We start from the raw sequence: 13324 nt of genomic DNA, 5'->3' as shown, positions 1-13324 counted from the left end.
AACTTTTTATGGTTTTTTGATACAAAACAGCCAGTAAATCCATTACATTGTGACCCATGCAATCGATAAGTGCACAAAGGCAATCATGAGTACAAAAGAACAATTTATTCAACTTGATGAATTTCTAAAATCACGAATTATTGGCCAAGAGAGCTTGGTGCATAAAATGATCATCGCACTTCTTGCGGATGGCCACTTGCTCGTCGAAGGTGCACCAGGCCTGGCTAAGACTCGTGCGATTAAAGAATTATCCACCGCGATGGAAGGCAGCTTCCACCGTGTGCAATTTACGCCTGACTTATTACCGGCTGATTTAACGGGCACCGAGATCTATCGCCCCCAAGACGGTAGTTTTCACTTTCAGAAAGGGCCATTGTTCCATAACTTGATATTGGCCGATGAAATCAACCGTGCGCCCGCCAAGGTGCAGTCTGCGTTGTTGGAAGCCATGGCCGAACGTCAAATCACCGTGGGTCGCGAAAGCTTTGACCTACCGGCCTTTTTCTTGGTGATGGCAACGCAAAACCCTATTGAGCAAGAAGGAACTTACCCGCTCCCAGAAGCTCAGTTGGATCGTTTCTTGATGCATGTCGAAGTTGGCTACCCTGATCATGAAGCCGAAGCACAAATTCTAGCCGTGAATCGACAAGAAGCCCTATCGGGCGAACCGCCAAAGGCATTAAGCATCAGCCAAGACGATTTGTTCACAGCTCGTAAAGAAGTGCTTACGGTTCATATGGCGCCTGAGGTTGAACAATATCTAGTGCAACTGATTATTGCCACCCGAGATCCCGAGCAGCATGCACCAGATTTAGCGAATTACATTGAATATGGTGCTAGTCCGCGTGCCACTATCGCCTTAGATCGATGCGCGCGAGCACAAGCTTGGCTCGATAACCGCGATTACGTCACTCCTGGCGACGTTCAATCGATCTTAGGCGAAATTCTTCGTCATCGAATTATCCTCAGTTATCAGGCGGAAGCCGAAGGCGTGAGTACCAATGACGTGATTGAGCAACTGATTCGCTTAGTCCCGACCCCTTAAACGACTGAATATAGTGTTGCATGACTGAACACAACGTTACGGCAAAACAAGCACGTGAGCACAGTATTGAACTGAGCTTAGAGCAACTGATTGCCTGCCAGTACTGGGCCAAAGAATCGATTCCGCTGCCACACAAGAAAACCCGGGCGCACTTAGTCGGTGGTCACTTGTCGCCTTTCAAAGGTCGTGGCATGGAGTTTGCCGAAGTTCGCCAATACCAGCCTGGCGATGACATTCGCACCATTGACTGGCGAGTGACGGCGCGTACTGGAAAGGTGCACACCAAGATTTTCCAAGAAGAACGCGAACGTCCTGTATTTATTCTCACCGACCTGCAAGACACCATGTTCTTCGGATCGCGTCATCGATTTAAATCAACGCTAGCCTGCTTACATTCGGCACGTGCTTTCTGGGCTGCTTTTAATAGTGGCAACCGTGTCGCTGGACTATTCAGCACGGCGAATGAGCATATTGAGCTAAAACCATCGAATCGTCGTCAGAACGGACTACGCCTTCTGCAACATCTTATGGAACTGCACAACCAGCGTTTAGACTCCGTTTACTCAGAGGCTAACGCTTATGACGTCAATCAGAACTCACTAGAAGATATGTTGATGCGGCTTCGCCACTTGGTAAAAGGTGGCAGCTTGATTTATATCTTCAGTGACTTTATGAACCTGACTGATGACTGTCGCCAACACTTGACCTATTTATCGCAACATAATGATATTTATGGAGTGATGATCGCCGATCCCTTAGAAGCCTCGATTCCCGTCCCAGGTCAATACACATTGACCGATGGCTTACGCCATATTCGAATCGACGCCAGTAATAAACGTGATATGCAGCGGCACCAACAAGCCTTTTTGCAACGCGTCGCCGATATTCGACAAGAGTTTACGCGCGCCCAATCATCTTTTGCATTGTGTAGCACTGCTGACTCGATTACTGACTTATCGCTGGATCCTTCTATTCAAAGTAACCTGCAATTAAAAAACGCTGACATGAACACAGCTTCAACGCTAAGCGAGGAGCAACGATGAACCTGGCGATAGTGAACTCAACTCAAAGCCAACTGTTACAGCAGCTACGCGATGTTCATGTGCCTGATAGCGTGAGCTGGTGGCCACTCGCCATCGGCTGGTGGGTCATTATTGGTTTGGTCGCTTTAATTGCTTTATTGCTACTGATCCGCGCCTTGATCAAAAAGCATCACTACCGTTACGTTCGTTTCGCCGTCGTGGAGCTAAAAGAATTACAACATAACCATGATCCTCGCTGGCTCGCTAAAAGCCAACACATTATGCGTCGATTAAGCTTATGCTACGTTGATCAAACCAAGATATGTTCACTGAGCCAGTCAGAGTGGATATATTTCTTGAAAGCCACTCGTGGCGAGGCACTCAGTGACAGTACTCTTGATGCCTTTGTCGACCTTCCCTACAAACCAGACTCTGCCACAAGCCAGCTCGATAAACCTTTAATCATGAACGAGATTATTCGTTGGGCTGAAAGCTTACCTGAACAGGTGAGAGGCTATGAAGAGCAAAAGGAGCTGGTCCATGTTTGAGTTCCAGTGGCCTTGGTTATTACTTCTTATTCCGCTGCCGCTACTCGTTTGGTGGCTTGAGGAGCGTAAGCAACGTCAACAGGCGTTGCGTGCGCCGCTATTTTTGTACTGGAAAATGCAGCGTGAGCAAGGCAAAAAAGTCAAAAGCCACTTCCCTTGGTACAACTTTTTGTTATGGCTATTACTGGTGGTAGCGATTGCCCGCCCTACTTGGGTTGGAGACTCTGTCGCGCTTCCAAGCAGCGGACGAGACTTGATGGTCAGTATTGATATCTCGGGCTCCATGGAGATGGAGGACATGATGATTGATAATCAACAAGTGAATCGCTTAATTGCTGTAAAAGCCCTGATGAAAGAATTTATTCAGCGTCGAGATGGCGATCGCTTAGGTTTGATATTATTTGGTGAGCAGGCATACCTCCAAACACCACTCACTTTTGACTTGGAAACCGTTCAGCTAATGCTGGATGAAACGGAAATCGGCTTGGCTGGCTCATCTCGTACCGCTATTGGTGACAGCATTGGTCTAGCAGTTAAGCGCCTAAAAGATCGAAATGCTGAAAACCGTGTTCTTATTTTATTAACCGATGGACAAAACAACACAGGTGTTTTGAATCCTATCCAAGCCGCTGAGTTGGCTGAGCATGCTGGCGTTACTATTTATACCATCGGCGTCGGCGCCGATAGAATGGTGGTTAGAAACAGCTTCTTTGGTAATCGTACCATCAACCCTTCCAAAGAGCTGGATGAAGAAACGTTAAAGGCAGTTGCTCAAAAAACTGGCGGACAATATTTCCGAGCAAAAAATACTCGGGAACTGGAACAAATTTATGAAACGCTCGATCAGTTAGAACCAGTAGAAGACTTGGATCAAAGTTATCGTCCAAGCAAAGCGTTATTCTTTATTCCATTGTTGTTAGCAATTGCTTTCAGTTTTATTAAAGTTTTGCTTCGTGTTTTAGTAAATCCGAGAAAGTCCCAAGCTACTCAACAGGAGATTGATAATGCCTGATTTGAGTCTTTTTCACTTCATTAGACCATGGGCTCTTCTGCTTATTATTCCAGCGGCTGTACTTTATTGGCTGTATAAAAAGCACGGTTCTTCTGAGCAAGGCTGGGCCGCAATTATTGATCCGCACTTGCTGAACTGGATTATGCCACGTTCGGATAAAAGCAAAGGGTTAAAGCACTTACCAGTTATGCTCCTAGTTTTCTGGATCATAGCAAGCATTGCGCTAGCAGGACCTACGTGGAAGAAAACACCACAACCGGTTTTTTCAAGCAAAGCGACACAAGTAGTCCTTTTAGATTTATCGCTCTCTATGGATTCAGACGATATTAAACCCAGTCGCTTGGAGCGGGCCAAGTTTAAAATTAAAGACTATTTAAAGTTACACCATGAAGGACTAACCGGTTTAGTCGTTTATGCTGGCGATGGCTTTATCCTGAGCCCACTAACCAGTGACAAAGACACCATTGAAAACTTGCTCGGCGCGGTATCAACAAAAATCATGCCAATTTTAGGTAGTCGTCCCGAAACAGGTTTTGAGCATGCTATTAACCTACTTGATAATACGGGGCTCGCTCAAGGTAAAATTTTGTGGTTTACGGACGGCGCTGACCAAGAAAGCTTAGATAGAATCACGGATTTACTGGATGGCACACCCTACCAACTTAATATTTTGGCTATTGGCACGGAAGATGGTGCGCCGATTAAGCTTTCGGATGAAGAAGGCTTCCTCAAAGACCGCAACGGTAATATTGTCATCCCTCAACTCGATTACTCGAACATGGTCCGTTTTGCGGAAACGGTTAACGCGGTTCTAACTCCAGTAACCGTCGATAATCAAGATGTTGAGCTCATGGCCGAAGCCTCCAGCATCCCAACTGAAGCTGCCGACAAAGACAATAAGTTTGCTGATGACTGGTTCGACCTAGGCTATTGGTTAATCATTTTATTACTGCCCATTGTGCTCTTGAGCTTCAAGCACCGCAGTCTATTGGGCTGTTTATGCATCATGATGTTTGCAGGTTTTGCAACACCGAATGTCCATGCAGCGCAACCGAACGAGCCGGTGATTGAAAACGATGCAACAGAGATAGGCATCATAGAGGAGCTTTTTTTAAATAAAGATCAGCAAGGCAAAAAACTATTCGACAACGATAATGCAACTGCAGCTTATAATACATTTGAAGACTCACGCTGGAAGTCTTTATCAGCCTATCGCATGGGTAGTTACAAGGCAGCTGAAAGCCTTCTTGACAAAATCCCTGAAGATTCTCTTGTAGCAGATGACTATTATAATAAAGCCAACGCTCTCGCTCTTAATGGTCAGTACGAAGAAGCGATTTCTGCTTATGACCAAGCGTTACAAATGGAGCCTTCTCACGAGGATGCGCAGTACAATAAAAAGATTATTGAAGATCTGAAGCAGCAGCAAGATCAACAACAGCAACAAGATCAAAATCAAAATGGCGAGTCTGAGCAACAGCAGGACCAGCAGCAGTCTCAGCAAGAGAACCAGCAAGACTCTCAACAAGATTCCAAGGAAGAATCTTCAGAGCAACAAAATCAGCAACAGCAAGAAGAGCAACAGCCACAAACTCAACAAAGCAAACAACAACTGGAGGATCAGTTTAAGGAAGAGGAAAAAGATCAGGAGATGGAACAGTGGCTCAAACGAATCTCCGATGATCCTGGTGGTTTATTACGACGTAAAATGTACCGTGAGTACCAGCGTCGCGGCCATAAGCAGCATGTTGAAGAAAACTGGTAATAACTGATGACAAAACTAAAGCATCTTATTTCTAACATCACCTTTATGCTTCTCACGGTAGTAGCTGCTAGCGCATCAGCAGAAATCACTCTATCGTTGGATCGAACCGATATCCATGAAAATGAGACCTTTCATTTACGTGTTCAAGTCGAAGAGTCCAATACGTTGAATGCAGGCGCCGGTGTTAACTTTATTCCGGAAGAAATTACTATTCGTGGCCGTCAAGAATACAACAGCAGCATTATTGTCAACGGACAGTACAATACTCAAATGGGCTGGGACTTTGAGTTGCTTGCCACCGAATCTGGAACTTACACAATTCCTCCGCTAAGTATTGGTAACGAGCGCTCTGACGCTTTTACTATCCGTATTTTGCCGCAACAGGATGATATCGGCGACGCCAGTAATGCCAAGATTAAACTTCGAGCCAACCTTAGCGATGAGGAAGTCTACGTTCAACAACAATTATTATTCACAGTCCGTATTTATCGTTCGGTTGTTGCGCGTAATCAAAACATAACCCCTATTCGCGTGACCAATGCGCTTGTTGAGCAACTCGGTGAGAACAAAACCTTCGACGTAGTCAAAGAAGGAAATAACTTTCGAGTGGTAGAACAGCGCTATGCTATTTTTCCACAACAGAGTGGAGAAATGATCATTGAACCTATGACCTACAGTGCAACCGTGCTAGAAGAGAGCCAAGGTCGCTCTCCCTGGCAGCGCTCACAACTGAAACCAATCAGCCTCAGCACTCAGAAGTACACCGTCAACGTTAAACCTAAACCACAAAATGCGCTTGAGCCATGGCTGCCTGCTAAAAAACTTGAATTAGAAGCGGAATGGCAGCCGAAAAACCAAACTTTCCGTGTTGGTGATCCTGCTAATCTCGACTTAATCATCAAGGGAACAGGGTTACTGACAACTCAACTCCCTACTGTGACATTTCCGGAAGAGGATGGTGTGACGATTTACCGTGATACTCCGCAGTACCGTCAACGAATCAATCGATTCGGTGTGAATAGCTACCACTTTGAAAAAATCGCGGTCATACCCAACAAATCTGGAGAGATTACGATTCCTGAGGTCAAGGTTCCTTGGTGGAACGTGACCACAGATCAACAGGAGTATGCAACGCTTCCTGCGCAAACCATTCGTGTAGAGCAAAGTAGTCAACAAATTAATAATAACCAGCCTCAGACGGTGATCCCAGAAGCACAAAAACAAGCAATGCGACCAGACGCTGGACCTGCCAATAATCAAGATACCTCGGCCACGGACAGTACTTATGACTACTGGAAATACATAACGTTTGCATTAGCCGCTATGTGGTTGGTAACTCTAGTGCTCTTCTTGAGACAAAAAAGTCAATCACGCTCGCTAATTCCTCAGGACCGTGACGCCAGTAATGAACAACTTCGTCAAGGTCCACACTCGACACTCAGAGAGGCTATTGCGGCTGCCAAGGTAAACGATGCGAAAAGCACTATTCAACATTTAGCATCATGGCTGAAAAACGATAGCAGCCCCGCTCACCTTGTTAACGTGACGCAATTGATTCGTTACTGTCGAGAACACCAGTATCAAGCTCTCGCGGAAGAACTCGAAATGTTACAGTCAGTATGTTATTCCGCTCAATCAAATCAAAAACAACCCCGTCAGTGGAAAGGGCGTGAGTTGGCAAAACATCTTTCAGGGTTCAATACTGATGATCAAGAGCGTCCAGCAGACAAACTTCCTCAGCTTTACGATAAACGTTAGCGTTATTCGAAAATTGGCATCAGTCACTGGGGTTGGTACAATGCCCAACCTCATACAAACTTCATGACGAGTAACTGACGATGGATTTCTCGCAATCAAAAGCTTTAATTAGTGGCGGTGCCTCTGGCTTGGGCCTGGCTACTGCAAAACACATTATCGCTGCTGGTGGAAAGGTCGCCCTTCTAGACATCAATCAAGAGCAAGGCGATGCTGTCGCCAAAGAGTTGGGTAGCAATGCCGTATTTATAACCACCGATATCAGTAAAGAGCAGCAAGTTGAAGATGCTGCGGACAAAGCTGCAGAATTTATGGGTGGTATCAACCTAGCTGTAGGGTGTGCAGGAATCCTTGGCGCTGGTCTTATTCATAGCAAAAAAGGACCCATGCCAGCTGATTACTTTCAAAAAGTCGTTGATATCAATTTAGTTGGAAGTTTCTTACTGACTCGCGCAGCATCTCGCCACATGCAGGAAAATGAAGCAGTGAATGGAGAGCGTGGAGTGATTATCCACACCGCTTCTATTGCGGCTTATGAAGGACAAATAGGCCAAACGGCTTATTCAGCAACAAAGTCTGCTATTGTTGGGATGGTTTTGCCACTTGCTCGTGAGTTTGCAAGAATTAACGTTCGAGTCATGGCTGTGGCTCCGGGTGTGTTCGAAACCCCAATGATGGAAAAGATCACTCCTGAAGTATGCGAACAAATCGCTGCGGGTATCCCTAACCCATCGCGCTTCGGTACTCCTGAAGAGTACGCAAAGCTTGTTCAACATATTACTGAAAACGCTTACCTAAACGGAACCACGATTCGTTTAGACGCTGCCGCTCGACTTCAATAGCCAGCGGTTTAATCAGTTACGCTTTATAGCAAAGCACCAGCGTTACTGTCTGGTGCTTTTTTTGACCATACTCAAGAACGATCGGTCCTGCACACGTTCTGCTGCCACTAGCTCAGAGCTGTCTTTTTGTTGCTCTTTCCAATAGGCTTCAAAAACTTCCGTATATTCCTTAGACTGTTTCATCTCATCTGGCACTACCAAGACACACATGATTAACTCCTAGTTTCTCTAAATATTGCTGTATTAATCGTTTTGTTGAGTCTAGTAGAACAAAGGATTCTGAAGTTTCAATGAATCAATTATGGCGAATTATGGCAATTATGACTTTCCATTGCCCGTTTCGCGATATAACACGAAAAAGCCCGATTTCTCGGGCTTTAGGAAGGGTTTATAGAATGTTTGATGTGACTTATTTGATCAAACGATGGCTTCGCTGTACCAGAATCTGCAATTCTCTCAATGCTACTGAGAATTTGGCGAACTCATGGGTATTGCTTTGCTTAAAGTCACTCACCATTTCGCTCCAACGGGATAGTAAGTCATCATGATCAGCCAAGAAGTGCTTAATGCGTGTTTCTGGTGACTTATACTTAGCCGTTAAAGGTAGCGCAGCCTCAATCAAGTTCCGCTGCTGATAGTCCAACTCCTCGCGGAATGCCGCACGAGCAAATGCTTGCCAATGATTAGATACCGGTTGTGCAATAATCTGATTCAAGAACCAGTGCAGCTCGATTTCGGCTCCTAATTTATAGTAAACCTCGGCAACTGTGAGGATAGGCAGATCATACTGAGTCGCTAGCTCAATAATGTCCATCGCAGAGAACATGGTGCTGAGATAGCCCACTTGTCTCGCCAGCTTCTCTGGAACGCCTTGCGCGACCAACTCTTTGATGTCCTTCTCGATACCTTGCGCCTCTTTCGCTTCAAGTGTTTTATGAACGTTCTTCTGAAGCTCGGAGACACCTTTCTTAAAGAAGCTAATAACCTCGTCGATACTTTGGTCTTTACGACGATTACGCACAAACCAACGTGTCGCACGGCGTACGATACGGCGAGCCTGGAACATCATTTTGGTTTGAACTTCTGCAGGAACCTTATTATCCAGCGCTTCAATGCTTTCACACAAGCCCGTCAAATTAAAGGTTTCCTTTGCCATGACGTAGCACTGAGCGACTTCGCCAATGTTGGCGCCGACTTCGTCGATCACCCTGAAAGCAAAGTTAGTCCCCATCAAGTTAACCATTTCATTCGCTAGGCACATGGCGATAATTTCATCCTTAAGCGGATGCTTAAGCATGTTATCAACATAATTTTTGCGCAATGGTTTCGGGAAATACTCCAGTAAATAGCTTTCAAAATAACTATTTTCGGTCACTTCAGGAATACATAACGAGTCTTTCAACTCAATTTTGCCATAAGCCAACAACACCGCTAGCTCGGCACGGGTCAAACCACGACCATTCGCTTCACGCTCTAACAGCTCTTCATCCGTTGGTAAAAACTCTAAGCTTCTATCTAGCCCGACAGTTTTCTCCAGGCCATGGATAAAGCGCATGTGCTCTTTAACCATAGACGGCGCTCTCGACTCAGTAATACTGATCGATTGAGTCTGACGATAATTGTCCTTGATTACGATCTCGGACACTTCATCAGTCATTCGCGCCAGTAAGTTATTACGACGCTTAACCGTTAAACCATCATCCGCAACAACACCATTCAATAGAATTTTGATGTTAACTTCGTTGTCAGAGCAGTTTACCCCGCCTGCGTTGTCAATAAAGTCTGCGTTCGCTCGGCCACCATGCTGCATGTATTCAATACGTCCCAGCTGAGTGCAACCTAAGTTACCCCCTTCGCCAATGACCTTAACTTGCATATCTTTACCGTCTACACGCAGATTATCATTCGCTCGGTCACCTACCTGCTGGTGCGTTTCTTTGGATGACTTAACATAAGTTCCAATACCACCGTTCCAGAACAGATCGGCCTTCATTTTCAGAGCCGCGTTAATAAACTCGTTAGGTGCCAAGGTCTTAGCTTTCACGCCAAGCATTTCTTGAATTTCTGGCGTCAGCTCAATCTTTTTGGCACTACGCTCAAAAACGCCACCGCCTTTCGAAATCAGCTTGGCGTTGTAATCGCTCCATCCAGAGCGCGGCAGATTGAACAGTCGTTCACGCTCTTTATAACTTTCTGCTGCATCTGGATTTGGGTCAACGAAAATATGCATATGGTTAAAGGCCACTTGCAATCGAATATGCTTCGATAGCAACATACCATTACCAAACACATCACCCGACATATCACCACAGCCAACCACTGTGAAGTCTTCGTTCTGACAGTCAACACCCATTTCACGGAAATGCTGCTTTACTGACTCCCAAGCACCTTTAGCGGTAATACCCATGGCTTTATGGTCATAACCGTTGCTGCCACCTGATGCGAACGCGTCGCCCAACCAGTGCCCGTATTCTTCAGAGATACTATTCGCAATATCTGAGAAAGTTGCAGTACCTTTATCAGCTGCAACCACAAGATAAGCGTCAGGCTCATCGTGAACTACCACATCGCGTGGGTGAACAAGCTTGTCATTGACGTAGTTATCAGTAATATCGAGTAGAGCTCGAATAAACGTTTTGTAACACTCAACGCCTTCAGCAAAGAAGGCTTCGCGACCGCCAGTTGATGGAAGTTGTTTACAAACAAAGCCACCTTTTGCGCCGACCGGAACAATCACAGAGTTTTTCACTTGCTGAGCTTTCACCAAGCCTAAAATCTCAGTTCTAAAGTCTTCACGGCGATCAGACCAACGTAAACCACCACGTGCGACCTTGCCACCACGAAGGTGAACACCTTCTACTCTAGGTGAATATACGAAAATCTCATACATCAATACCGGCTTTGGCATTTCAGTAATGATGCTAGGATTCAGCTTGAATGAAATGTAAGGTTTATCTTTACCACTCTCATCAGCTTGGAAGAAGTTTGTACGTAATGTTGCTTCGATAAGCTCGATGTATTTGTTGATGATTTTATCTTGGTCAAGGCTTTCGACGTCTTGCACATCTTTCAACAACTGGCTCTTCTTCAAGGCATACTTACGCTGGCTGAACTCTTCATGAGGATTAAATTTTAGCTCAAATAACTCAACCAACCCCGTCGCAATTGCTGGGTATTGAGATAAAGTCTGCTCAATATAAACCTGGCTGAAAGTGAAATTGATTTGCCACATGTACTTAGCGTAAGCTCGGAGTACTGCGACTTGTCGCCAGTCAAGCCCAGCCGCCATAATCAAACGGTTAAAACCATCGTTTTCAGCTTGCTTGTACCAAGCTTTACCAAAGGCCTTGTGGAACTTGTCACGAATCGTTTCTACGTCGATTTCAGATTCTTCATAGCGAACATCAAAGTCTAAAATCCGGTAATCACCTAAAAATTCAGACGATACTTCATACGGCGTTTCATCAATCACCGTCAGGCCCATGTTCTCAAGCATTGGCATGACTGCTGATAGGGCAAGCGGCGTATCTTTGTGGTACAACTTAAAGCGTAGTGACTCATCATCACCCGAGCGATATAAGAACATGCCAAGTGGCCAGTCATCGCTTAAGTTTTCGATATTCTTGATATCGATCATGGCCGAATCAACACTCTGCTGATTCTGGAAGCTTGGCGGGAATGCTTGGCGATACTTTTTCAGCAGTACTGCCGCCTGCTCACCTTCGTATTGCTTATTGATTTCGTCAGATAAGACTTCTTCCCAACTTAACGCAGATTTTGCAAGCTTAGACTCTAAACTATCTATATCATACTCAATCGTTTCCGTATTCTCGACTGGCACACGGAAGTGAGTACGAACCAGATTTGATTCAGAGAAATAAGTCGTAAACTCAATTTCGCCTTTACTGTCGAAGGTATCAGACAAAATTTCCGTCATTTTCAAACGAATACGAGTGTTGTAAGTATCTCTTGGTACAAATGTCAGTACAGAGAAATAACGACCAAAGGGGTCACGGCGAACGAAAGCACGTACCTGACGGCGTTCCTGAATGTGTAAAATACCCATCACAACATCAAGGAGTTTTAGCGTCGGAATTTGGAACAACTCATCTCGTGGATAGGTTTCCAAAATATTCTTTAACGCTTTATAGTCATGCCCACCCGGCTTTAATTTTGACTCTGTTAAAACGTTATTTATTTTCTTACGCAATACAGGGATTAACTGCGGGTCCATGTTGTAGGCCGCAGAAGTGAACAAACCAAAGAAGCGGTGCTCACCAATTACCTCACCCTTATCGTTAAATCGCTTAACACCAATATAATCAACATGGCTTGAACGATGTACCGTGGATAATGTACTGGTTTTAGTCAGCACTAGAATATGGTCCGTTGACAAGGCTAATTTCTGAGCGCCTTTTGGGGAACGAGATAAGTGATACTCTGAATATTTTCGCTCATCAGCAAGAATACCAAGTCCAGAACCTTTTACCGATTTCAAATGAAGATCGTCGCCCTCACCTTTAAGGTCATACGTTCTAGCACCCATAAAGACAAAGTGGTTCTCTTTTACCCAACGTAAAAAGTCCACAGCTTCCTGGATTCGGTCCTGGCGCATTGGCGGTGGAGCAGATTCAAGCTCTGACACAATGCTGTTCATTTTCTCACGCATCGGCTTCCAGTCAGTCACTGCAGAGCGTACATCACGTAAAATCCGAACTAAATCTTCTTCCAATGACTTCATGAACTTAGGGTCAATCATTCGATCAACTTCTAAGTACATCGGGGTTTCGATATTTTCACCTTCTTTGGTGCCTTTATCGTAAGAAACGTCGACTTTTGAGACTTTGCCGTTCTTCGTACGTTTGATGTACATCGGCACATGAATATGGAGTAGGACATCGATGCCATGACGGTTGAGCTCCATTCGAATGGAATCAACCAAAAACGGCATATCCTTGTGGTTGACTTCAATAATAGTATAGCGAGACTCCCAGCCATCGTTTTTCAGGTCTGGGTTATAGACTCGTACTTTTGAAGAACCATCAAAATCTTGTATGAAACTCCATAGGCTGCTGATGGAGTTAAAATACTCTTCAGCACTACGTTCACTGAATTCATATTCAGAGACGCTGGAGTAAATAAGTTCGGAGAATTGTTTTACAAGCTCGGCTTGACGTTTTGAAAATTTTTTATCGCAGATTTGCTGGACGTTTTCCAACAATTTGGAACTATCACTTACACTGGCCATTGTCCTGTCCAAGAATAAAATGTGGGTTAAATCACGTTACTGCAACGTTACCTAATTCTAGGACATTTAGAATAGAAATGGCACCTT

General features: G+C 44.9%; 9 protein-coding genes. 7 read left to right on the top strand and 2 right to left on the bottom strand.

Annotated features, from left to right (window positions below; translation table 11 throughout):
- Positions 1-85: 85 nt before the first annotated feature.
- The 7 genes from KFK88_RS04510 (at position 86) to KFK88_RS04480 (ending at position 7989) form a co-directional block, all read left to right on the top strand.
- A complete protein-coding gene (locus KFK88_RS04510) occupies positions 86-1045 on the top strand; it encodes an AAA family ATPase (protein ID WP_223577461.1) in 960 nt (319 codons plus the stop codon).
- Positions 1046-1065: 20 nt separating this feature from the next.
- The gene (locus KFK88_RS04505; RefSeq protein WP_223577460.1) at positions 1066-2088 is read left to right on the top strand and encodes a DUF58 domain-containing protein; all 1023 of its coding nucleotides are present in this window, start codon (positions 1066-1068) and stop codon (positions 2086-2088) included.
- Entirely contained in the window at positions 2085-2615 is a 531-nt protein-coding gene (locus KFK88_RS04500; protein ID WP_223577459.1) for a DUF4381 domain-containing protein, read from the top strand. The genes KFK88_RS04505 and KFK88_RS04500 overlap by 4 nt, the downstream gene beginning before the upstream one ends.
- Complete coding sequence (locus tag KFK88_RS04495) at positions 2608-3627, top strand: vWA domain-containing protein (RefSeq protein WP_223577458.1); 1020 nt, start codon at positions 2608-2610, stop codon at positions 3625-3627. The genes KFK88_RS04500 and KFK88_RS04495 overlap by 8 nt, the downstream gene beginning before the upstream one ends.
- Entirely contained in the window at positions 3620-5392 is a 1773-nt protein-coding gene (locus KFK88_RS04490; protein WP_223577457.1) for a VWA domain-containing protein, read from the top strand. The genes KFK88_RS04495 and KFK88_RS04490 overlap by 8 nt, the downstream gene beginning before the upstream one ends.
- Before the next feature lie 6 nt (positions 5393-5398).
- Positions 5399-7150 (top strand): BatD family protein, encoded by a 1752-nt coding sequence (locus KFK88_RS04485; RefSeq protein WP_223577456.1) that lies wholly within the window; start codon positions 5399-5401, stop codon positions 7148-7150.
- Positions 7151-7230: 80 nt separating this feature from the next.
- Positions 7231-7989, top strand: a complete 759-nt coding sequence (locus KFK88_RS04480) for an SDR family NAD(P)-dependent oxidoreductase (protein WP_223577455.1) — start codon at positions 7231-7233, stop codon at positions 7987-7989.
- A 42-nt stretch (positions 7990-8031) separates the two neighbouring features.
- On the opposite strand, the gene KFK88_RS04475 is transcribed toward KFK88_RS04480, so the two are convergent.
- Together KFK88_RS04475 and KFK88_RS04470 are read right to left on the bottom strand one after the other, a co-directional pair.
- On the bottom strand, positions 8032-8199 hold the full coding sequence (locus tag KFK88_RS04475; RefSeq protein ID WP_223577454.1) for a hypothetical protein: 168 nt from the start codon (positions 8197-8199) through the stop codon (positions 8032-8034).
- A gap of 199 nt (positions 8200-8398) precedes the next feature.
- Positions 8399-13237: an NAD-glutamate dehydrogenase gene (locus tag KFK88_RS04470; RefSeq protein ID WP_223577453.1), complete on the bottom strand. Its 4839-nt coding sequence runs from the start codon at positions 13235-13237 to the stop codon at positions 8399-8401.
- Positions 13238-13324: the final 87 nt, after the last annotated feature.

Source organism: Kangiella taiwanensis (genome assembly GCF_020005165.1).
GTDB classification, from domain to species: domain Bacteria; phylum Pseudomonadota; class Gammaproteobacteria; order Enterobacterales; family Kangiellaceae; genus Kangiella; species Kangiella taiwanensis.
The sequence above is the reverse complement of the archived record's forward strand: the minus strand, read 5'-3'. Positions and strand labels throughout refer to the sequence as shown.